The 20921-nt window shown below is 71.3% G+C and carries 21 protein-coding genes; 13 read left to right on the forward strand and 8 right to left on the reverse strand.

Annotation, left to right across the window (positions count from 1 at the left end; translation table 11 throughout):
- Positions 1–20: 20 nt before the first annotated feature.
- Genes AB0K12_RS01265 through tsaD form a run of 6 tightly spaced genes read left to right on the forward strand, consistent with a single transcriptional unit; the run spans position 21 to position 4306 of the window.
- Positions 21–662: a hypothetical protein gene (locus tag AB0K12_RS01265; protein WP_364554774.1), complete on the forward strand. Its 642-nt coding sequence runs from the start codon at positions 21–23 to the stop codon at positions 660–662.
- Positions 663–666: 4 nt separating this feature from the next.
- The gene (locus AB0K12_RS01270) at positions 667–1209 is read left to right on the forward strand and encodes a class F sortase (protein ID WP_364554776.1); all 543 of its coding nucleotides are present in this window, start codon (positions 667–669) and stop codon (positions 1207–1209) included.
- Between the two features lie 4 nt (positions 1210–1213).
- The gene (locus AB0K12_RS01275) at positions 1214–2164 is read left to right on the forward strand and encodes a hypothetical protein (protein WP_364554777.1); all 951 of its coding nucleotides are present in this window, start codon (positions 1214–1216) and stop codon (positions 2162–2164) included.
- Positions 2165–2191: 27 nt separating this feature from the next.
- Positions 2192–2839, forward strand: coding sequence for a tRNA (adenosine(37)-N6)-threonylcarbamoyltransferase complex dimerization subunit type 1 TsaB (gene tsaB / locus AB0K12_RS01280; protein WP_364554779.1), 648 nt, complete (start codon positions 2192–2194; stop codon positions 2837–2839).
- A gap of 11 nt (positions 2840–2850) precedes the next feature.
- Complete coding sequence (rimI, locus tag AB0K12_RS01285; RefSeq protein ID WP_364555735.1) at positions 2851–3282, forward strand: ribosomal protein S18-alanine N-acetyltransferase; 432 nt, start codon at positions 2851–2853, stop codon at positions 3280–3282.
- The gene (gene tsaD / locus AB0K12_RS01290) at positions 3275–4306 is read left to right on the forward strand and encodes a tRNA (adenosine(37)-N6)-threonylcarbamoyltransferase complex transferase subunit TsaD (RefSeq protein ID WP_364554781.1); all 1032 of its coding nucleotides are present in this window, start codon (positions 3275–3277) and stop codon (positions 4304–4306) included. The genes rimI and tsaD overlap by 8 nt, the downstream gene beginning before the upstream one ends.
- Before the next feature lie 295 nt (positions 4307–4601).
- On the opposite strand, the gene AB0K12_RS01295 is transcribed toward tsaD, so the two are convergent.
- On the reverse strand, positions 4602–6443 hold the full coding sequence (locus tag AB0K12_RS01295; protein WP_364554783.1) for a hypothetical protein: 1842 nt from the start codon (positions 6441–6443) through the stop codon (positions 4602–4604).
- A gap of 194 nt (positions 6444–6637) precedes the next feature.
- Positions 6638–7897: a methyltransferase domain-containing protein gene (locus AB0K12_RS01300; RefSeq protein ID WP_364554785.1), complete on the reverse strand. Its 1260-nt coding sequence runs from the start codon at positions 7895–7897 to the stop codon at positions 6638–6640.
- Positions 7898–8279: 382 nt separating this feature from the next.
- Here AB0K12_RS01300 and groES point away from each other — a divergent pair, with 382 nt between their 5' ends.
- The 4 genes from groES to AB0K12_RS01320 all read left to right on the forward strand — a co-directional run bounded on the left by groES (position 8280) and on the right by AB0K12_RS01320 (position 12066).
- Positions 8280–8594, forward strand: coding sequence for a co-chaperone GroES (groES, locus tag AB0K12_RS01305; protein ID WP_219545199.1), 315 nt, complete (start codon positions 8280–8282; stop codon positions 8592–8594).
- A 73-nt stretch (positions 8595–8667) separates the two neighbouring features.
- Positions 8668–10287, forward strand: coding sequence for a chaperonin GroEL (gene groL / locus AB0K12_RS01310; protein WP_364554787.1), 1620 nt, complete (start codon positions 8668–8670; stop codon positions 10285–10287).
- A 241-nt stretch (positions 10288–10528) separates the two neighbouring features.
- Positions 10529–11128 (forward strand): hypothetical protein, encoded by a 600-nt coding sequence (locus AB0K12_RS01315; RefSeq protein ID WP_364554789.1) that lies wholly within the window; start codon positions 10529–10531, stop codon positions 11126–11128.
- Positions 11129–11430: 302 nt separating this feature from the next.
- Entirely contained in the window at positions 11431–12066 is a 636-nt protein-coding gene (locus tag AB0K12_RS01320) for a sigma-70 family RNA polymerase sigma factor (RefSeq protein ID WP_132334441.1), read from the forward strand.
- Positions 12067–12175: 109 nt separating this feature from the next.
- Here AB0K12_RS01320 and AB0K12_RS01325 read toward each other — a convergent pair whose 3' ends face one another.
- A complete protein-coding gene (locus tag AB0K12_RS01325) occupies positions 12176–12553 on the reverse strand; it encodes a DUF5319 domain-containing protein (RefSeq protein WP_355425493.1) in 378 nt (125 codons plus the stop codon).
- Between the two features lie 39 nt (positions 12554–12592).
- Positions 12593–13588: a LuxR C-terminal-related transcriptional regulator gene (locus tag AB0K12_RS01330; protein ID WP_364554791.1), complete on the reverse strand. Its 996-nt coding sequence runs from the start codon at positions 13586–13588 to the stop codon at positions 12593–12595.
- A gap of 524 nt (positions 13589–14112) precedes the next feature.
- Between AB0K12_RS01330 and guaB the strand changes: the two genes are divergently transcribed.
- From guaB to AB0K12_RS01345, 3 genes are read left to right on the forward strand one after another with little or no spacing between them, the layout of a single operon-like run.
- Positions 14113–15594 (forward strand): IMP dehydrogenase, encoded by a 1482-nt coding sequence (guaB, locus tag AB0K12_RS01335; RefSeq protein WP_364554793.1) that lies wholly within the window; start codon positions 14113–14115, stop codon positions 15592–15594.
- A gap of 4 nt (positions 15595–15598) precedes the next feature.
- Positions 15599–16720 (forward strand): GuaB3 family IMP dehydrogenase-related protein, encoded by a 1122-nt coding sequence (locus AB0K12_RS01340; RefSeq protein WP_364554795.1) that lies wholly within the window; start codon positions 15599–15601, stop codon positions 16718–16720.
- 46 nt (positions 16721–16766) lie between these two features.
- Positions 16767–17012, forward strand: coding sequence for a hypothetical protein (locus AB0K12_RS01345; protein WP_364554797.1), 246 nt, complete (start codon positions 16767–16769; stop codon positions 17010–17012).
- Positions 17013–17067: 55 nt separating this feature from the next.
- On the opposite strand, the gene AB0K12_RS01350 is transcribed toward AB0K12_RS01345, so the two are convergent.
- Genes AB0K12_RS01350 through AB0K12_RS01365 form a run of 4 tightly spaced genes read right to left on the reverse strand, consistent with a single transcriptional unit; the run spans position 17068 to position 20814 of the window.
- Entirely contained in the window at positions 17068–17895 is an 828-nt protein-coding gene (locus tag AB0K12_RS01350; RefSeq protein ID WP_364554799.1) for a class II fructose-bisphosphate aldolase, read from the reverse strand.
- An 11-nt stretch (positions 17896–17906) separates the two neighbouring features.
- Positions 17907–18812, reverse strand: a complete 906-nt coding sequence (locus tag AB0K12_RS01355; protein WP_364554801.1) for a 1-phosphofructokinase family hexose kinase — start codon at positions 18810–18812, stop codon at positions 17907–17909.
- Positions 18809–19945: an N-acetylglucosamine-6-phosphate deacetylase gene (nagA, locus tag AB0K12_RS01360; protein WP_364554803.1), complete on the reverse strand. Its 1137-nt coding sequence runs from the start codon at positions 19943–19945 to the stop codon at positions 18809–18811. The genes AB0K12_RS01355 and nagA overlap by 4 nt, the downstream gene beginning before the upstream one ends.
- On the reverse strand, positions 19942–20814 hold the full coding sequence (locus AB0K12_RS01365) for a sugar isomerase (RefSeq protein ID WP_364554804.1): 873 nt from the start codon (positions 20812–20814) through the stop codon (positions 19942–19944). The genes nagA and AB0K12_RS01365 overlap by 4 nt, the downstream gene beginning before the upstream one ends.
- Positions 20815–20921: the final 107 nt, after the last annotated feature.

Below are 20921 nucleotides of genomic sequence, written 5' to 3' on the forward strand. Positions count from 1 at the left end.
CGTATGCGGGAGCCATCGCCATGGTCGGTCTGACCGGCTGCTCGGCCTCGGCCGACACCGATCCGACACCCACACCCACCCCAACCGCCAGCGGCAGCCCCACAGGCACCACCACGGCCACCACGACCGCCAGCCCGCGCGTGACCACCACAAGGCAGAACATCAACGTCCAGGTCAACCCCGACCGGGTCACCGCGGGCGAGACGTCTCGGGTGTGGGTGCTGGCCAACTGTCCGGTGCCGACCGGCGGCCCCGCCCACACCGGCACGGCCACGTCCAAGGCGTTCATCAACGGTGTCACGCTCAGCCCCGTGCCGGCGTCCACGACGTCCCCCACCGCGACTCCGGCCTCTCCCTCGCCATGGGTGCGCGGCGAGGCGCAGGTCTCGGGAACGATCCGGCGCGGCAACTACCGGGTCGACGTCAAGTGCGACGGCACCAACGACATGGGCCGCGCCACGCTGCGCGTCGTCGCGGCCGAGCCCGACCCCACCGAGACCACCACCCTGCCCACCAGGGCGCCACGGGCGGGCGGCGGCGGCACGTACGCGCAGGACGTCTCCGAGGAGTCGTCGATCCCGCTCGGCCCCGCGGGCGTGCTCATCGCCCTGGCGCTGGCCGGTGGCATCGGTTACGCGATCAAGCGGCGCACCAGGGCATAAGGTCATGGCCCGTCCAGGACGGGTGGTGCTCGCAGGGGCCGTGACCGGCCTGCTGCTGGTCGCGTTCGGCAAGAGCATGGAGACCGGCACCACCACCCCCGCGCAAGCCTCCGTCGTGCCCAAGCTGATCGACATCCCGTCGATCGACGTCGAGGCGCCGCTGATGAAGCTCAAGCTGCTGAAGAACGGCGAGGTCGAGCTGCCGCCGTACGAGAAGCCGAAGGTGGCCGGCTGGTACACCGGCAGCTCCGTGCCCGGCGAGAAGGGCGCCTCGGTGATCATCGGACACGTCGACACCAAGACGGCCCCCGCCGTGTTCTACAAGCTCAGGGAGTTACGCAAGGGCGAGACCGTGAAGGTCGAGCGCAGTGACGGCAAGGTCGTGCGCTACAAGGTGGACGCGATCGAACAGGTGCACAAGGACAGCTTCCCGGCGAAAAAGGTGTATCTGGAAGACGGCCTCAAACTGGTAACGTGCGGTGGCAAGTTCGACTACGCCAAGGGCGAATACGTCGACAACATCATCGTCTACGCATCCCAGGTCTGAGCTGATGACCGACACCGACACCGACACCGACACCGGGACCAACCCGCCCGCCACCGGTGCCCGCGTACCCTGGTCCGACGTGCCCGCGGCGGTGCGCGCCGCGATCGAGGACTTCCTGGGTGACGCCGTGGCCGAGGCCGTCACGCAGCCGGGCGGCTTCTCCCCGGCCGCCGCCGTCCGCCTGCGCACGCGCGGCGGCAGGCGCGCCTTCGTCAAGGCCGTCGGCCCCGAGCCCAACGCCGACGCCGTCCGCATCTACCGCTCCGAGCTGGTGAACGCCGCCGCGCTGCCCGCGTCCGTGCCCGCGCCCCGGCTGCTCACCGGGTTCGAGCGCGACGGCTGGGTCGTGCTCGTCTTCGAGGACGTCGAAGGCCGCCACCCCGCGCTGCCCTGGCGGCGCGACGAGCTGGACCGGGTGCTGGCCGCCGTCGAGGAGATGTCCGCCGCGCTCACCCCGTCGCCCATCGACGCGCCCCCGATCGAGGAGGTGTTCGGTAAGCAGTTCCACGGCTGGCGCAACCTCATGAGCGAGGACACCACCGGGCTCGACCCCTGGGTGGTGCGGCACCTCGGCGCGCTGGCCGAGCTGGAGTCCGGCTGGGCCGCCGCGGCCGCCGGCGACACCCTCGCCCACGCCGACCTGCGGGCCGACAACATCCTGCTCACCGACGAGCGCGTCTACGTCGTGGACTGGCCGTGGGCCGCGCGGGCCGTGACCTGGTTCGACAGGGTCGCGATGCTGCCGTCGATCGGCATGCAGGGCGGGCCCGCGCCGCACGAGCTGGCCGAACTGCCCGGCGACGACGTCACCCGGGTCGTGGCCGCCCTGACCGGCTATTTCGTCCGCATGTCCAGGCAGCCGGACCCGCCTGGACTGCCCACGCTCAGAGCGTTCCAGCGGGCGCAGGGCGTGGTGGCACTCGAATGGCTGAAGCGGCGTACCGGCTGGGTGTGACCCCGCCTGCGGGTAGGCTAAACAGTCGTGCTGGTCCTGGCCTTTGACACCGCGACGCCCGCCGTCACCGCGGCTCTCCACGACGGCGAGCAAGTGCTCGCCGAACACACCACCATCGACGCCCGCCGCCACGGTGAGCTGCTCGCGCCCGCCATCGAGCTGGTGCTCGGCGAGGCGCGGGTGACGCTGCGCGAGGTCACGGCCGTCGTGGCGGGCAGCGGGCCCGGCCCCTACACCGGTCTGCGGGTGGGGCTGATGACCGCGCAGGGCCTCGCGACCACCCTGGGCGTGCCGGCGTACGGCGTCTGCTCGCTCGACGCCGTCGCCTACGCCGGCGGGCGCACCGAGCCCTTCATCGCCGCCACCGACGCGCGGCGCAAAGAGGTGTTCTGGGCCCGCTACTCCGATCTGCGCACCCGCGTCGACGGTCCCTTCGTCGACCGGCCCGCCGACGTCCCCACCGAGGGGCTGCCGGTGGTCGGCGCGGGCGCCCAGCTCTACCCCGACCTGCTTGGCGACGGTGCGGGAGCGCCCCCCTACCCCTACGCGGGCGCGCTCGCCGCCCTGGCCGCCGAGCGGCTGGCCAAGGGGGTGGCGCTCGACCCGCCGCGTCCGATCTACCTGCGCAGGCCCGACGCGGTCGTGCCGGGCGCCCCCAAGAAGGTGACGGCGTGAGACTCAGGCCGATGACCGAGGCCGACCTGCCGGCGGTCATGGAGATCGAGCGGGTCACGTTCCCGCTCGACGCGTGGAGCGAGGGCATGATGCGCGGCGAGCTGGCCGAGATGCCGCGCACCCGCCACTACGTCGTCGCGCTGGTCGACGACGAGATCGTCGCCTACGCCGGGCTCGCCGCCGCGGCCGACCAGGCCGACGTGCAGACCATCGCGGTCCTGGAGAAGCACCAGCGCAACGGCATCGGCAGCGCCATGCTGACCGAGCTGCTCGCCGAGGCGCGCCGCAGGGGCGCGCGGGAGATCTTCCTTGAGGTACGCGCCGACAACCCGCGCGCCCAGAGCGTCTACCGGCGCTTCGGGTTCGAGGAGATCGGCACCCGCCGCCGCTACTACGACGACGGCACCGACGCGATCATGATGAGGAAACGGCTGGATGACTGACGCACCCCTGGTCCTGGGCATCGAGACGTCCTGCGACGAGACCGGCATCGGCATCGTCAGGGGCCACACACTGCTCGCCAACACCGTCGCCTCCAGCATGGACGAGCACGCCAGGTTCGGCGGGGTCGTGCCCGAGGTGGCCTCGCGCGCCCACCTGGAGGCCATGACGCCGACCGTGGAGGCCGCGCTGGCCCAGGCCGGGCTGACGTTCTCCGACATCGACGCCATCGCCGTCACCGCCGGGCCTGGGCTGGCCGGTGCGCTGCTCGTGGGGGTCGCCGCCGCCAAGTCCTACGCGCTCGGCCTCGGCGTGCCCCTCTACGGCGTCAACCACCTCGCCGCCCACGTCGCCGTCGACCAGCTCGAGCACGGGCCGCTGCCCAAGCCCTGCATCGCGCTGCTCGTCTCCGGCGGGCACTCCTCGCTGCTGCTGGTCCCCGACGTCGCCGAAGACGTCATCTCGCTCGGCTCCACCGTCGACGACGCCGCCGGTGAGGCGTTCGACAAGGTGGCGCGGGTGCTGGGGCTGCCGTTCCCCGGCGGGCCCCACATCGACAAGGCCGCCCGCGACGGCTCCGGGGCCGCCATCACGTTCCCGCGCGGCAAGATCGACGACGGCACGCTCGACTTCTCCTTCTCCGGGCTCAAGACGGCCGTGGCGCGGTGGGTCGAGGCCCGGGAGGCGTCGGGGCAGTCCGTGCACGTGCCCGACGTGGCCGCGTCCTTCCAGGAGGCGGTGGTCGACGTGCTCACCCGCAAGGCGCTGCAGGCCTGCCGCAAGTACGACGTCCACGACCTGCTCATCGGCGGCGGCGTCGCCGCCAACTCCCGCCTGCGCGCCCTGGCCCAGGAACGCTGCGACGCGGCCGGCGTCCGCCTGCGCGTGCCCCGCCCTGGTCTGTGCACCGACAATGGCGCCATGGTCGCCGCCCTGGGCTCTGACCTGGTGGCCGCCGGCGTCGCCCCGTCCTCCCTCCAGATCCCCGCCGACTCCTCCCTCCCGATCACCACCGTCCACGTCTGAGGACTGAAGGGGCTTCCCGGACGCGCTCCTGCCCCGCCGTCGTGTGCGGGAGGGGGTGAGGGGCTCAGGGAGCATCGTGGACGCGTCTGTGATGCCCGCCGGCCTCGCTCCCGCCGCCCTGGGGCGGGGGCGTCGGTCGAGAAGGGGCGTGGTCCCTCTGGGAGCCGCTGAGCCCCGCAGGTGCGTGCCGTTGTGCGCGGGCCTTGGCCGGTGCGGGCTGCGTTCGGGTGTGGGGGCGTCTCGGGGATGAGGGACCGCCCGCCCCCATTGTGGGGGGCGGGCGGGAGCGGTCTGCTCAGTCCTTGGGGCGGGTGGGGCGGAGGAGGGCTTCGGCCAGGGCGAGCATGGTTTCCTCCAGCGCGCTCAGGCGCTTTGTCAGCTCGTCCGTTGCCGGCTGGACGACCTCTGTCACCACGCCTGAGACGGCGCCGGTCATCTCCTCGCTGTCGGGGCGGGAGCGGACCAGTTCGCTGAGGGCTTCCGTGGCGGCGGCGAGGCGTTCTGACTGTTCGCCCGCGTGGGTCTGGAGGAGTTCGCCTACCTGTTGGGTCATCCGGTCAGTCAGGTCGGGGAGGTCGCCTACGCGGCGGTTGACCGCTTCGATGCGGTCGTCGACCGACTCCAGGTGTTCTGTGGCCTGCTCGGCCCGGGTGGCGAGGCCGTTCAGGTGGGTGTTGAGGCCGTTGAAGCGGCTGTCGAGGCCGCCGAAGTGGTCGTCGAGCGAGTCGAAGCGGCTGCTGATGTGCTCCTCGGCCTCGACCAGGCGTTCGTCGATGGCGTCGACCTGGCTGTCGAGGCGGTTGAAGCGGCCCTCGTTGCGGGTCGCGATCTCCGCGGCGCGCTGGTCGGTCGCCTGCAGGCGTTCGTCGAGCGAGGCGAAGCGGGTGTCCATGCGGACGTCGAGGGCGTCGAAGCGGTCGTCGTGCCGCCCGAGGTGGCCGTCGAGCGTGCCGAGGCGCTTGTCGACGGCGCCGAGCTGGCCGTCCATGGACGACAGCCGCTTGTCGACGCCGCCGATGCGCCCGTCGAGGCCGTCGAGCCTGGTGTCGATGTCGGCCAGGCACTCGTCGGCCGACTCCAGCCGGCTGTCGAACCCGGTGAGCCGGGAGTCGAGGCCGGTGAGCCGGCCTTCGGCGCGTTCGAGGCGGGCGTCCACGGCGCTGAGCCGGGACGTGAGGCGCTGCTCGCTCTCGCCGAGCTGCACGGCGAGGTGCTGGTCGGTCTCGTCGAGGCGGACGGTCAGGCGCTGCTCGACGCCGGCCAGGCGGGCGCCGGCCTGCTCGTCGGCCTCCTTGAGCCGGGCCACGAGCCGCTCGTCGGCCTCCAGCAGGGCCGTGGCGAGCCGCTGGTCGGTCTCGTCGAGCCGGGTGCTCAGCCGCTGGTCGGTCTCGCCGAGTTTGGCGGTCAGCCGCTGGTCGGTCTCGTCCAGCCGAGTGGTGAAGCGCTGGTCGGTCTCGTCCAGGCGGGTCGTCAGGCGCTGGTCGGTGTCGTCGAGGCGGGTGGTGAGGCTCTCGGACAGGTCGGAGACCGCGACCTCGACCCGGTCGGTGCGGGACGTCAGCTCCGCCATCGACCGGTCGAGCCGGGTGAAGCGCCCGGCCGCGGCCTCCATGCTGGCGTTGAGCCCCGCCAGGGTGGCGGCGAAGTCGGCCATGCCCTTGGTGATGCCGTCGGTGGTGTCGAGCACCGACTGCAGCCGGCTGAGCGCCTCGTCGACGCTCTCGCCCACGGTGCCGAGGTCGGCCCACACGCTCGGCAGGTCGGTGATGGGGGAGACCCTGGCGTCCACCCCGCTCACCCTGTCGCCCACGGCGTCCACGTGGTCGCGTACGGCCTCGACGTGCTGCGCGAGGCCCTCCGCCCACATCGGCGGCTTGGCGGAGATCTCGTCGAGCCGCCCGCTCACCGCCTCGATGGACCCGCTCAGCCCGCCCAGCTCGCGCTCGCGGACCTCCCGCAGCAGCCACTCCATGCCCTCCAGGCGCTGGCGGATCTCGTCGAGCACCGCGCCCTGGGTGCGCTGCTCGTAGACGTGGTCCTGGGCGGCACGGGCGAGCAGGTCCCGCATCCTCTTGGGGACGACGTCGGCGTTGTACGCGCCCGATTGGAGAAGGGTGGTGTGGTTGGAATGGTCCACCGAAAGCTCCTTCGCTCGCCGACGGACTGCCGCGCAGTGGTCGGGTAGGTCCGGTTCAATATCTGAAGAGCGAGAACGCGGTTAACCGCAATAGGGGGAGAACTCCCGCCCGCCCACCTTAGCCTTTCGATCAAGGTCCGTCAGGGCTGAAGTGAAAGATCGAGGAAAGCGATTCGATGGCCGAATTTGGCGATTCAGGCAGGTGAGGAGGGCTTGCAGAGGATTACCGAGGGTTTGTCGAGAATCCTGGTCAGGGCGATGACCATGGTGTTCTCCCCGCTGAGCCGCAAATCGGCACGGAGGCGCTCGATGTCGACGGCGGACCCGCGCTTCTTGATGGTGACATTGCCGATTTGTCGGGCGCGGAGGGCGGTGCGGAGTTTCTTCAGAGAAAAGGGGATGATGTCTTCTATTTCGTATCTGGCGGCCCATGGGGTGTCCGCCGGGGCGTCGGACGTCACGTACGCGATCATCGGGTCCATCAGCCGCCCGCCGACCAGCCCGGCCACCTCGCCGACCAGGTGCGCGCGGATGGCGGCGCCGTCGGGCTCGTAGAGGTAGCGCCCTGGCGGGCCCACCTCGGCCGTGACGCCGGCAGCGGTCAGCGTGTGCCCGCCGGGCAGCAGGGCCGCGCGCCTGCCCGCGGTCACGCCGGCGCCCGTCCACAGCGTGGCCTCCTTGACCTCCCCCTTGTACGACACCCACTCGGCCAGCGCGCCCTCGGGGATGAACTCGTACGGGATGCCCGGCGCCACCTTGAGGCACGCGAGCCGGGCGCGTGAGATCAGGTCGAGCACCACCGGCCAGGGCGGCGAGTACGCCATCGGGTCGAACGTCCTGCCCCTGCCCGTGCGCCGCGCCGGGTCGGCGAACAGCGCGTCGTACTCCTCGGGCCGCACCTCGGCCGCGTCGCCCACGTGGACCGTCACCCGCTCGCCCAGCCCGAACGCCTCCGCGTTCGCCCGCGCCACGGCCACCGTCAGCGGGTCGGTGTCGAACGCCGTCACCGCGCAGCCTGCGCGGGCCAGCGCGAGCAGGTCGCCCCCGATGCCGCAGCAGGCGTCCACGACGCGGGCGCCGGAGGGCGGCAGGGCAGGCGGCAGGGCGGGCGCCTGGGTGGGCGTCTGGGTGGGCGTCTGGGTGGGCAGCAGGGAGGGCAGCAGGGCTGCGCGGTGGGCGGCGACCTCGGCGCGGGTGGCCTGTTCGAGCCCGTGCGGTGTGAAGAACATCCGGTCGGCGTCCGCGCCGAACTTGGCCCTGGCCCGCTGCCGCAGCCCCGCCTGGGTGAGCGCGGCGGAGGTGAGCGCCGCGTCGTACGTCTTGCGCAGGGTCGTGGCGGCGGCCACGGGATCGGCGCCCGCCAGCTCACCCGCCTCGGCGAGCGCCCGCAGGCCGCGCGGGGTCAGCAGCTCGGTGAAGGCGTCGAGGTCCACGTCACCCGACGTTAGCGCCACGCCCGCCGTCCTCGGGACGGGGAGACGCGCCTCCGGGGAGTCCCAAGGCGGGGAGATCCGCACGGGGTGGTGCGGGTAGGAGGTGCGCAGGTGGGTAGGGCCGGGGCGGGTCGGCGTCGTGGTCCGAGCGGGCGGGAGCGGCGTGGCCGGTGGGGCGAACATTCGTGCACGTGGGAGACTGACCAGGTCAACGGCCTGTTTCGAGCTCTGATCGCTCTCAGCAGACGCGTTCGTGTTGACTGTCAAGCCCCTCTTGCATATGTTTCCTGTTGGCACTCTCCCCTTGAGAGTGCCAACGTGCGACGAGGCAGGTCTGACACCCGCGACGGCAGGCCCAGCTGGTCGCCTCTTCTAGATCATTCAAATCTGAAGGGGAGGTCCGATCGTGACGACCGCCACCAAGGTTCCCGTTAAGCCGCTCGGCGACCGCATCGTGGTTCAGCCGCTTGAGGCCGAGCAGACCACCGCTTCCGGCCTGGTCATCCCGGACACCGCCAAGGAGAAGCCGCAGGAGGGCAAGGTCCTCGCGGTGGGCCCGGGCAACTGGGACGAGGACGGCGAGAAGCGGATTCCGCTCGACGTCTCCGAGGGCGACATCGTCCTCTACAGCAAGTACGGCGGCACCGAGGTCAAGTACGGCGGCGAGGAGTACCTCGTGCTCTCCGCCCGCGACGTTCTCGCGATCATCGAGAAGTAGGCCGGATGTGTCGAGCCCCGGGCGCTCTTGAGGGCGGCCGGGGCTTTCGACGCTAGGAGAGGACTTTCAGACAATGGCGAAGATCCTGGAGTTCGACGAGGACGCCCGCCGCGCGCTCGAGCGCGGCGTGAACGCCCTCGCGGACGCCGTGAAGGTAACCCTCGGCCCGCGTGGCCGTAACGTCGTCATCGACAAGAAGTTCGGTGCGCCGACGATCACGAACGACGGTGTGACCATCGCTCGTGAGATCGAGCTGGAGGAGCGCTACGAGAACCTCGGCGCCCAGCTCGCCAAGGAAGTGGCGACCAAGACCAACGACATCGCGGGCGACGGCACCACCACCGCGACCGTCCTGGCCCAGGCCATGGTCCGCGAGGGCCTGCGCAACGTCGCCGCCGGCGCCTCGCCGCTGTCGCTCAAGCGCGGCATCGACAAGGCCGCCAAGGAGGTCAGCGACCGCCTGCTGTCGACCGCCCGCGAGGTGGCCGACAAGAAGGAGATCGCCAACGTCGCCACGATCTCCGCGCAGGACGCGCAGATCGGTGACCTGATCGCCGAGGCGTTCGACAAGGTGGGCAAGGACGGTGTGCTCACCGTCGAAGAGTCCAACGCCATGGGCATGGAGCTCGAGTTCACCGAGGGCATGCAGTTCGACAAGGGCTACCTGTCGGCCTACATGGTCACCGACCCCGAGCGCATGGAGTCCGTCCTCGAGGACGCCTACATCCTGCTCACCCAGGGCAAGATCTCCTCCATCGCGGACTTCCTGCCGCTGCTGGAGAAGATCGCCCAGACGAAGAAGCCGCTGCTCGTGGTCGCCGAGGACGTCGAGGGCGAGGCCCTGGCCGTCCTGGTCACCAACAAGATCCGCGGCACCTTCACCTCGGTGGCCGTCAAGGCCCCCGGCTTCGGCGACCGCCGCAAGGCGATGCTGCAGGACATGGCCATCCTCACCGGCGGCCAGGTCGTCAGCGAGGAGGTCGGCCTCAAGCTGGAGCACGTCGGCCTCGAGGTGCTCGGCACCGCCCGCCGCGTCGTCGTCACCAAGGACGCCACGACCATCGTCGACGGCGCCGGTGACGCGCAGGCCATCGAGGACCGCGTCAAGGAGATCAAGATTGCCATCGAGCAGTCCGACTCCGACTGGGACCGCGAGAAGCTGCAGGAGCGGCTGGCCAAGCTGGCCGGCGGTGTGTGCGTGCTGCGCGTCGGCGCCGCCACCGAGGTCGAGCTGAAGGAGAAGAAGCACCGTCTCGAGGACGCGATCTCCGCGACGCGCGCCGCGATCGAGGAGGGCATCGTCTCCGGCGGTGGCTCCGCGCTGATCCACGTCTCGAAGGACCTCGACGACCTCGGTCTGTCGGGCGACGAGGCGACCGGTGTCGGCATCGTGCGCCGCTCGCTGGTCGAGCCGGCCCGCTGGATCGCCGAGAACGCCGGCCTCGAGGGCTACGTCGTGACGCACAAGGTCGCCGAGTTGGAGGCCGGCCACGGCCTCAACGCCGCGACCGGCGAATACGGCGACCTCATCGGCCAGGGCGTCATCGACCCGGTCAAGGTCACCCGCTCGGCCGTCCAGAACGCCGCTTCGATCGCGGGCATGCTGCTCACGACCGAGGCGCTCGTGGTGGACAAGCCCGAGGAGGAGGCGCCGGCCGCCGGCGCGGGTCACGGTCACGGCCACGGCCACTGACCGACCCTTCCTTCCGCTGACCGTACGGCCCGCACCCCCTCAGGGTGCGGGCCGTACGGCTTTCCTGGGTCTGTACGGTTTCGCGGTGCCCAGGTGGTGGGGCAGGGGAGGGGTACCCATGTTCGGCGGTGCCCGGGGTCGTCGTGGGGAGGCGCGCGCGTTCGGCGGTGCCCGGGGGCGTCGTGAAGCGGGGGCGGGCACGTACGCTGGGCGGCGGTCGGTGTGAGGAGGTGGCCGGGGCGTGCGGTACCGGCGGGCGGTGGAGCGGTTGGGGATGCTCGCGCGGGCGTGCGAGCAGACGCGGCGGGTGCGGGCGGACGAGCCGTTCCTGCGGGCGGCGTACGTGTTCGGCGACCTGCTCGGTGGGGCCGACGAGATCGAGCGCCTGGAGGTGGCGTTCGTGCTGAACCTGCCGCCCGAGGAGGTGGCGTGGGGCACGCAGCCGCCGGGGACGGCCTGGCTGGTCGACTTCCTCGATCTGGACAAGGGCGGGGTCGCCTACGTCTGGCGTTCCCATCGGGACCCGGTGGCCAACCATCACATCAGTGAGCCGGTGCGGTTCTGGTCGCTGGACGGCGTCGAGGAGGACGTGCTGGCGGCGCTGGCGGAGCGGCGCTTCGGCGAGGCGCGGGCGGCGTCGGCGGGCGGGGCCACCGGCAAGGGGGTGGCCGACGTCGAGGCGGAGCTGCGGACGGCGCTGGAGCACCTCAGGGCGGTGCACGGGGCGTACTGGGACCGGCGGTGGCGGCGCGAGCACCGGAGCCTGGGCCGCTATCCCGAGCATCACCTGTGGGAGGCCGTGCGGGGCTATCTGGAGCTGCTGGACGCGCGCGGCGACTGAGCGAGCGCGCGGCGCGGCGTGACCTCGGCCGAGCGCGCCACGCTTGGGGGCCGGTTCTGGGCGGGCGGCTTATCGGGCGATGGGGGAAATTGGGGGGAAAGGTGGATTGTTGGTCGTAAACCGGGAGTGGGCGATAAGCGTCGGTGGTCTGACAAATGTCGTGCATTCCGGGTTATCAGGTGAAATATTATGTCAGTATTAAGGCTTAGTGTGGTCACCTGATTACTGCTCGTTATCGTCGCTTCAATGTGACCAATCCGTAGCCGTTCGCCATGACGACAGGCCGGATCAGTGCGGGCATCATGCCTATCGTGAGCGAGGGAAGCGTCGCCGACGCCAAAATTGGGGTAAGGCTCGCGTCGAGACTTCCGGCACGGACGGATGACTCCGACCTTAGGGAACTGACGAGCCTCGCCGTACAGGGGGATCGCAGTGCGATCGAATCCCTGCTCGGCGAGTTGCGTCCGATGGTGGTGCGGTATTGCCGCGCCCGGCTGGGCAGGGTTTCAGGGCAATATCACATTGCCGATGACGTCGCCCAGGAGGTGTGCATCGCGGTGTTGTCCGCGCTGCCGCGATACCGCGACATGGGGCGGCCGTTCGCGTCGTTCGTGTTCGGCATCGCCTCGCACAAGGTGGCCGATGCGCTACGCAGCTCGGTACGGTCGGCCGTGCCGACACAGGACCTGCCCGACGGCCCCGACGACGGCCCGGGGCCCGAGGAGACCGTGGTCCGCTACATCGAGGTCGAGCACGCCAGGCGGCTGCTGGCCAGGCTGCCCGAGAACCAGCGGGAGTTGCTGCTGCTGCGGGTGGTGTCGGGGCTCTCGGCGGAGGAGACCGGTAATGTACTCGGTATGTCACCGGGTGCAGTGCGCGTCGCCCAGCATCGGGCGCTGGCCAGGCTGCGGCAGATGGCCGAGCTGGAGTCCGCTTGACGCCAGAGGACGAGACCGACGCGCTGCTCGACGCGCTCGGTCGTGGAGAGATGCCCGATCCGGGCGATCCCGCGGTGCGGCTGCTGGCCGTCCTGCGGGATGACGTGACTCAGCGGCGCTCCTCGGTGTCGATGACACCGTCGACGTAGCCTCTGGCGTAGTCCCAGCTGACGTAGTCGGCGGGGTCAGGATGGAAGGCCGGCTCGTGCACCTGCGGCTGGCCTTTCTCGATCATCTGCTTGAGGTTGCCGCGCAGCAGATCCCAGTCGAAGAAGTGCTGCTCGCCACACTCCGGGCAGTCGAGTACGAGCCCCAGCACCCCCTGCGGTTCGAGCAGGGAACGGAAGACCTCGACGTCGGCGAGGTCGGTGATGGCCTCGTCGCGCTCGGCGGCCGTGAGCGGCTCGGCATCGTCGAGCGCGCCCATCGCTGAGGAAGGGTCGTTAGGGTCGTCCGCGAACGGATCGCGGGGGACGTCTTCCAGCACCTTCCCACCATATGACCGATGCGGCCCGCGCGGTGAGTATTACCTCAGCCATCCGCGCCTGGCGGCCTCCACACCTGCGTGGAAGCGGGATTGCGCGCCCAACTCGGTCATGGCGTCGGCCCATCGGGCGCGCACGGTCCGTACGGACACGCCGAGCCGGCGGGCGATGGAGTCGTCGCACAGGCCCTGCGCGGCCAGGCGCAGCACCTGGCGCACGCCGTCGGCTCTGGGCGCCCACGGCAGGAGCTGCGCGCGGGCCCACAGCTCCGCGAACAGGGTGCTCAGCACGCCGACGATGACGGGGGTGCGCACGAGGTAGAAGTTGTAGGCGTGGTCGGGCAGGTTGCCGCCCCAGCAGGCGGGCAGGCCGGCCGTCTCGGACCCGGCGGTCATGAACCAGCTCGGCACCCGGTCGAGCGTGCGGACCTCGCCGCCGGCCTCGATGACGTTGGTGAGCTGGTCGCGTACGCCGGGGTCGGTCAGCGTGGAGACCGGGACGATGGCGCGTACGGTCAGCAGGTTTCGTTTTTGCGCATCAATCCAGGGATTCGCGAATTTACGCGCAAAATCAGTCATAGTGCGTTCGTCGGGAATCGCGGTCAGCAAAGGCATCGGCGGCGACGGTGACTGCACCGCGATGCCGACGACGCTTTCGTAGAGGATGTCGGCGCCGCTCGCCATCTCCACCGTGAATGGGCCGCTGCGATAGTCGCGCCCGGCGTCGTAGTCGCGGATCAGGCCGCGGATGGAGCCGAGCGCCGAGTCGATTCTGCGGCTCTCCTCGGCGAGCCGGTCGAGGCGCTGCGCGATCACCCGGCCGAGCGCGGCGGCGGGATGCCTGGCCAGGTATTGGCCCGACCGCTCGTCGATGACGCCCAGCTTGACCAGGTCGTCGAGCTGGCGGCCTACTTTGTCGATCGGGCCGTCCATCGCCTGCGCCAGATCGGAACGGGTCGCCCTGTGCAGGCGCAGCACCGCGGTGTAAAGCGCGGTCTGGGCCGAGTCGAGACCCAGCGTCTCGAAGGGATCGGACACGGTGTGGGGCTCGTCGCGCATTCTGGGCGGCTCCGGCGGGGGGACACGGGCGTGCCGCGAGGATAACTCCGCGATCGGCGCCTGTCCCGCCTTTTCGCCGAGTTGTTCCGGTGGATGTGCAGCTTCGTGCAGTTGCACGTTTACCCATTGCGATACGCCGCTCCGTAACGCACGCTTTACCCAGCGTCGGCATTCAGAGATGGGCGCGGCGGCGCCGGCCATCAGGACGCGGAGGGGGGTTCGGTGGTGCGGAGCGCCACCTCGCCCGGATGCCGATGGCCCGGGGACGGGACGGATCACCGACCGTCCCGTCCCCGGGCACTTCCGATGCCGGGAGTACGAACGGCTGTGGGGGCCTTCGTCCTCCCGGCATCGATGCGTTCCCACCGGATCCCCACCGGATCCCCACCGGATCCCCACCGATTCCGCGCCGAATCGCGCGGGCCGCCTCCCTGCATCGATGCGTTTGGAGGCAGGCCCTAGACTTGAGGCATTCAGCGCGCGAGGCAGGAGGGGGCCGCGGCATGTCCAAGTTCACCGAGATGGGTTTGACCTTCGATGACGTGCTGCTGGTGCCCGGCTATTCAGATCTCCAACCAGGCGAGGCCGACACCCGATCACGCCTGTCACGGGGCATCACGCTGTCGATCCCGCTGGTCTCCGCGGCCATGGACACCGTGACCGAGGCCCGCATGGCGGTCGCCATGGCCCGTCAGGGCGGCATCGGCATCCTCCACCGCAACCTGGCGGTCGAGGAGCAGGCCCAGCAGGTCGATCTCGTCAAGCGGTCCGAGGCCGGCATGGTCACCAACCCGGTGACCTGCAGCCCCGACGACACGCTCGCCGACGTCGAGCGGCTGTGCGCCACCTACCGCATCTCCGGCGTGCCGGTGACCGACGTGGCGGGCAAGCTCGTCGGCATCGTGACCAACCGCGACATGCGCTTCGAGACCGACCAGACGCGCCCCGTGCGCGAGGTCATGACGAAGATGCCGCTGGTCACCGCGCCGGTCGGGGTCTCCCGCGACGAGGCGTTCACGCTGCTGCGGCACAACAAGATCGAGAAGCTGCCGCTCGTCGACGCCGACGGCCGGCTGCGCGGCCTGATCACCGTCAAAGACTTCACCAAGAGCGAGCAATACCCGCTGTCCACCAAGGACGCCGACGGCCGTCTGCTGGTCGGCGCGGCGGTGGGCGTCGGCGGCGACGCGGAGGAGCGGGCCAAGGCGCTCATCGACGCCGGCGTCGACGTGATCGTCGTCGACGTCGCGCACGGCCACTCCAAGGGCCTCGCCGACATGATCGCCAAGGTCAAGGCCAACAGCAGCGTCGAGGTCATCGGCGGCAACATCGCCACCAGGGCGGGCGCCCAGATGCTGGTCGAGGCGGGCGCCGACGCCGTCAAGGTCGGCGTGGGCCCCGGCTCCATCTGCACCACCCGGGTCGTGGCCGGGGTCGGCGCGCCGCAGGTCACCGCCATTTACGAGGCGTCGAAGGCGTGCGCGCCCGCCGGGGTGCCGGTCATCGGCGACGGCGGCCTCCAATACTCCGGCGACATCGTCAAGGCCATCGCCGCGGGCGCCGACACGGTCATGCTGGGCTCGCTGCTCGCCGGCTGCGAGGAGTCGCCCGGTGAGCTGATCTTCATCAACGGCAAGCAGTTCAAGTCCTACCGGGGCATGGGGTCGCTCGGCGCCGTACGCAACCGCGAGCGCGGCGGCACCTCCTACAGCAAGGACCGCTACGCGCAGGCCGAGTCCGGCGGCGAGGACAAGTACATCCCCGAGGGCATCGAGGGCCAGGTCCCCTACCGCGGCCCGGTCGCGGCGGTCGCCCACCAGCTCGTCGGCGGGCTGCGCCAGGGCATGTGGTACGCCGGCTGCCGCACGATCGAGCAGATGCACACCGACTGCGAGCTCATGCCGATCACGGCGGCGGGGCTCAAGGAGAGCCACCCCCACGACATCCAGATGACCGTGGAAGCTCCGAACTATCACAGAAGGTAAGTTCATGACTCAGCAGGTGGAGATCGGCCGGGGCAAGACCGGGCGGAGGGCGTACTCGCTCGACGAGATCGGCCTGGTGCCCTCGCGGCGCACCCGCGACCCGGAGGAGGTGTCGATCGCCTGGCAGATCGACGCCTACCGGTTCGAGCTGCCCGTGGTCGTCGCTCCCATGGACAGCGTGGTCTCGCCGGCCACCGCCATCGAGATCGGCCGGCTCGGCGGCCTCGCCCCGCTCGACCTCGAAGGGCTGTGGACCCGCTACGAGGACCCGCTGCCGCTGCTGGAGGAGTGCGCCGCCCTCGACCAGGAGGCGGCCACCAGGCGGCTGCAGGAGATCTACGCCGCGCCGATCCAGGAAGAGCTGATCGGCCGCAGGATCGAGGAGATCCGCGCGTCCGGGGTGACCACGGCCGTCCGCCTGTCGCCGCAGCGCACGGTCCAGTACCACAAGGCCGTGATCGACGCGGGCGTCGACATCTTCGTCATCCGCGGCACCACCGTCTCCGCCGAGCACGTCTCAGGGCGGGCCGAGCCGCTCAACCTCAAGCAGTTCATCTACGAGCTCGACGTCCCGGTCATCGTGGGCGGCTGCGCCACCCACACCGCCGCGCTCCACCTGATGCGCACCGGCGCGGCCGGCGTGCTGGTCGGCTTCGGCGGCGGCGCCTCCCACACCACCCGCAACGTGCTCGGCGTCGCGGTGCCGATGGCGACCGCGATCTCCGACGTGGCGGCGGCCCGGCGCGACTACATGGACGAGTCCGGCGGCCGCTACGTGCACGTCATCGCCGACGGCGGCATGGGCACCTCGGGCGACATCGCCAAGGCCATCGCCTGCGGGGCCGACGCGGTCATGGTCGGCTCGCCGCTGGCCCGCGCCGCGGAGGCGCCGGGGCACGGCTTCCACTGGGGCTCCGAGGCGCACCACCCCGACCTGCCGCGCGGGCGCCGGGTCGAGTTCGGGACGGTGGGCACGCTGGAGCAGATCCTGCACGGGCCGTCCAGCGTGGCCGACGGGTCGATGAACCTCATGGGCGCGCTCAAGCGCACCATGGCCTCCACCGGCTATTCCGACATCAAGGAGTTCCAGCGGGTCGAGGTCGTCGTGGCGCCGATCCAGCGCTGATCCGCCTTAAGACGCACGCGCGGGGCCACCGCTAGAGTCCCTGTCCATGGACGAATCGCTCGAAGACCGGATCAAACGGCTCGAACAGCAGGTGGCCTCGCTCCAGCGTTATCTGGGCATCCAGCTCGACGACTCCGGCGGGCTGCGGCTGCCGCCGGAGTTCCACGAGGCGTTGCGCAACGGCAAGCTGGTCAAGGCCATCGCGATCTACCGCAAGGAGACCGGGGCCTCGCTGGTGCACGCCAAGAAGGCCGTGGAGAACATGCAGCGCCGCCTGTCGGTCGAGCCCTGACCCCCGGATGGCCGATCTCACCGACACCCACGCCCTGTCGTACGAGGGTGGGTCCTCAGCCGCCTGTGAGCACGCCGAGCAGGTGGGAGACCTCGCGGGCGACCGCGTCGCGGCCCGCATTGAGGTATTTGCGGGAGTCCACCACGCGCTCGTCGTGGGCCAGGTAGTCGCGGACGGCCCCGGTGAACGCCTTGTTCAGGTGGGTCGCGATGTTGATCTTCTTCATGCCCCGCTGTACGGCCTCGCGCAGCACGTCGTCCGGCACTCCGGAAGAGCCGTGCAGCACCAGCGGCACCGGTACGGCGGCCCGCAGCTCGGCGATCAGCTCCAGGTCGAGCACCGCGTCCTTGGTCGTCATGGCGTGGGAGGTGCCGACGGCCACGGCCAGCGCGTCCACGCCGGTCCGCGTCACGTAGTCGACGGCCTCGTGCGGCTTGGTGCGCGCCCCGGGCGCGTGCACGCCGTCCTTGCCCCCGACCTCGCCCAGCTCGGCCTCCACCCACACGCCGCGCTCGTGGCACCAGGCGGCGACGTCGGCGGTGCTCGCGACGTTCTCCTCGTCGGGCAGCGCGGAGGCGTCGTACATGACCGAGCCGAGGCCCAGCCCGACGGCCTCCTCGACGAGCGCGCGGTCGGTGGCGTGGTCGAGGTGCACGGCGACCGGCACCTCGGCGCGCCGGGCGACGGCGAGCGCGGCCAGCGCGATGGGCTCCAGCGCGCCGTGGTAGCGCACGCAGTTCTCGCTGATCTGCAGCACGACGGGCAGGCTGAGCGCCTCGGCGCCGGCGACGATGGCGGTGGCGTGCTCCAGCTGGATCACGTTGAACGCGCCCACCCCTGCGGGTGACCGACGGACGATGTCGCCGATGGGGGTGAGGGGCATGGCGGGCTCCTTCAGCTGATGGTGATGCGGGGGTGGATGTCGGCGTACACGCCGGGGTCGATGTCGCCGGCGACGGGCGTGGCGACGGCGGCGGCGCCCAGGGCGGCGGCGCGGCGCAGGCGCTCCGGCCACGGCTCGCGCTCGACCAGGCCCAGCGCCAGCCCGGCGACGAGCGAGTCACCGGCCCCCGTGGGGTTGCCGCGCACGGCGTACGGCATGCGCGCGCGGAACGTTCCCTCGCCGGTGACGGCGAGCAGCCCGTCGGCGCCCATGGACACGACCACCGCCTCCGCGCCCTGCCCGCGCAGGGCCTGAGCACCCTCGGCCGGATCGCCCGGCACGGCTCTGGCCAGCTCTTCCGCGTTGGGCTTGACGATGGAAGGCCGCCCTTTGGGCGCGTGGCGCAGCGGCTCGCCGTCGGCGTCCACGATGGCGGGCACGCCCAGGGAGGCGGCGATCGCGGCGAGCGTGGCGTAGGCGTCGGCGGGGACGCCGCGCGGCAGGCTGCCGGACAGCACGACCGCCTCGGCCTCCGCCAGCAGCGACTCGAAGCGGTGGGTGAACCCGGTCAGCTCGGCGGCGCTCACCTCGGGCCCTGGCTCGTTGAACAGCGCCGTACGGCCCGCGTCCGGGTCGGTGACGGCGAGGGTCGTCCGCGATTCGGCGGCCACGGGGTGGAGGTCGTGGGGGAGACCGGCGGCCCGCAGATCGTCGGCGATGGCCTGGCCGGTGGCGCCCCCGGCCAGGCCGGTGACCAGCACGTCGCGGCCGAGTGCGCGCAGCACCCTGGCGACGTTCACGCCCTTGCCCCCGGCCCGCCGGTGCACGGCGGCGACGCGGTTGACGCCGTCCCAGTCGGCGCGCGGCACCCGGTAGGTGGTGTCGAGGGCGAGGTTGAGGGTCACCGTGACGATCATGAAGGCTCCGTGATCCAGACGCCGTCCTTCAGCACGCCGTCCACTTGCAGGGAGTCGGAGAGCACGACCAGGTCGGCGGCCTTGCCGACGGCGATCGAGCCGATGCGGTCGGCGAGGCCGAGCACGCGGGCGGGGGTCAGTGAGGTCACCTGGACGGCGTCCGGCAGCGACAGGCCCAGCTCCTGGACCGCGCGGCGGAAGGCGACGTCCATGGTGAGCGTCGAGCCGGCGATGGAGCCGCCCTCGGCCAGCCTGGCCACGCCGTCGCGGACATGCACCTTCATGGGGCCGAGCACGTAGTCGCCGTCGCCGAGCCCGGTGGCGGACATGGCGTCGGTGATGAGCATCGTGCGGCCAGGCCCGGCGACCTCGTACGCCAGCCGCAGCATGGCCGCGTGGACGTGCACCCCGTCGTTGATCAGCTCGACCGTCACCCGCTCGTCGTCGAGCAGCGCCGCGATCGGGCCGGGCGCGCGGTGGCCGAGCGGCGGCATCGCGTTGTAGAGGTGGGTGGCCACGGTGGCGCCCGCCTCGATGCCGGCGATGGTCTGCTCGTAGTCGGCGTCGCTGTGGCCGATGGCGGCGATGACGCCCTCGGCGGCGGCCATCCTGATCGTGTCGAGCGCGCCGGGCAGCTCGGCCGCGATCGTCACCATGCGGGCGTGCCCGCGCGCGGCCTTGACCAGCCCGGCGAACTCCTGCGGCGACGGCTCGCGCAGCAAGGTCGGGTCGTGCGCGCCGCAGCGGGCCTTGGCGATGTAGGGGCCCTCGAAGTGCACGCCGGCCAGCAGGCCCTCCTCGCACAGCTCCGCCAGCGCGGCGGCCGCCCTGCTCACGCCGTCGAGCGTGTCGGTGACCAGGCTGCCCACCATCGTGGTGGTGCCGTGGCGCCGGTGCAGCGCCACGGCGTCACGTGCCTTGTCCTGCTCGCCGGTGGGGAAGGAGCCGCCCGCGCCCCCGTGGTTGTGCACGTCCACGAACCCGGGGACCACGTGACGTCCGCCCAGCCGCAGGCCGGGCCCGGGGGCGGCGCCGTGGCCGATGTGCGTGACGCGGCCGTCTTCGATGGTCAGCCACCCCTCGTGAACTCCCTCGGGCGTCACGATCCTGGCGTCGGCAAGAGTAAGGCTCATGAAGAAAGGATCACAGATCGCGTGAGGTGCATGGGCTCGTCGGGGTTGAGCCCGCGGGCGAAGGCCCGCGCCACCGCGACCCGCTGGGCGCGGATCAGCTCGGCCATCGGGTCGAGCCCGCTCTCCACGAACGTGCCGCCGGTCGCCTCCACCTGGGCGCGCAGGCCCTCGGGCGCGGTGCCGAGCATCCACGTCACGCGGCCCGGCCCGGCGATGCTGATCGGGCCGTGGCGGTATTCCATCGCCGGGTACGCCTCCGTCCACGACCTGGACGCCTCGCGCATCTTCAGCGCCGCCTCCTGGGCGAGCCCGACCGACCAGCCGGCGCCGAGGAAGCTGAACTGCTCGGCGGCGACCAGCGCGTCGGGCAGCGGCTCGGCGACCGCCCGCTCGGCGTCGGCGATCGCCTGGGTGAGGTCCTCGCCGAGGCTCGCGCGGAGCATGGCGAGCTGGGTCGTGGCGAACCTGGTCTGCACGACGGACCGCTCGTCGGCGTAGTCGAGCACGATCAGGTCCTGCGCGGCGTCCCTGATCGGCGTCTCGGGGTCGGCCGTGATGGCGGTGGTCCTGGTCTCGGTCCTGCCGAGCAGGTCGAGCACCTCGGTCGTGGTGCCGGAGCGGGTCAGCGCGAGCACGCGGTCGTAGCCGCGGCCCTCGGGGAACTCGGAGGCGGCGAACGCGTCGGTCTCGCCGTGCCCGGCACGCTCGCGCAGCACCGCGTACGCCATCGCGATGAACCACGACGTACCGCAGCCGACGACGGCGACCCGCTCACCTCGCGCGGGGAGCGCGCCGGCGGGGACGTTCGCGACGGCGCGCTGCCAGCACGACGGCTGGGACGCGATCTCGGCTTCGGTGTGGGTGGTCACCACTTACCTCCCATGATTGATTGTTTCTGCGGTTTTTATACCAGAACAGAGCATAAATGAACATCGGTAGCTCTGGGGCCCCAGGTTGTGCCACGCTTGCTCCTGAC

Origin of the sequence: Nonomuraea sp. NPDC049419 (assembly GCF_040676995.1) — a bacterium.
Lineage (GTDB): Bacteria > Actinomycetota > Actinomycetes > Streptosporangiales > Streptosporangiaceae > Nonomuraea > Nonomuraea salmonea.

Coding starts and splice junctions, on each gene's coding strand:
- AB0K12_RS01265 (WP_364554774.1), top strand. CDS start 21: ATGGTCGGTCTGACCGGCTGCTCGGCCTCGGCCGACACCGATCCGACA.
- AB0K12_RS01270 (WP_364554776.1), top strand. CDS start 667: ATGGCCCGTCCAGGACGGGTGGTGCTCGCAGGGGCCGTGACCGGCCTG.
- AB0K12_RS01275 (WP_364554777.1), top strand. CDS start 1,214: ATGACCGACACCGACACCGACACCGACACCGGGACCAACCCGCCCGCC.
- rimI (WP_364555735.1), top strand. CDS start 2,851: ATGACCGAGGCCGACCTGCCGGCGGTCATGGAGATCGAGCGGGTCACG.
- tsaD (WP_364554781.1), top strand. CDS start 3,275: ATGACTGACGCACCCCTGGTCCTGGGCATCGAGACGTCCTGCGACGAG.
- groL (WP_364554787.1), top strand. CDS start 8,668: ATGGCGAAGATCCTGGAGTTCGACGAGGACGCCCGCCGCGCGCTCGAG.
- AB0K12_RS01320 (WP_132334441.1), top strand. CDS start 11,431: ATGCCTATCGTGAGCGAGGGAAGCGTCGCCGACGCCAAAATTGGGGTA.
- guaB (WP_364554793.1), top strand. CDS start 14,113: ATGTCCAAGTTCACCGAGATGGGTTTGACCTTCGATGACGTGCTGCTG.
- AB0K12_RS01340 (WP_364554795.1), top strand. CDS start 15,599: ATGACTCAGCAGGTGGAGATCGGCCGGGGCAAGACCGGGCGGAGGGCG.
- AB0K12_RS01345 (WP_364554797.1), top strand. CDS start 16,767: ATGGACGAATCGCTCGAAGACCGGATCAAACGGCTCGAACAGCAGGTG.
- AB0K12_RS01350 (WP_364554799.1), bottom strand. CDS start 17,895: ATGCCCCTCACCCCCATCGGCGACATCGTCCGTCGGTCACCCGCAGGG.
- AB0K12_RS01355 (WP_364554801.1), bottom strand. CDS start 18,812: ATGATCGTCACGGTGACCCTCAACCTCGCCCTCGACACCACCTACCGG.
- nagA (WP_364554803.1), bottom strand. CDS start 19,945: ATGAGCCTTACTCTTGCCGACGCCAGGATCGTGACGCCCGAGGGAGTT.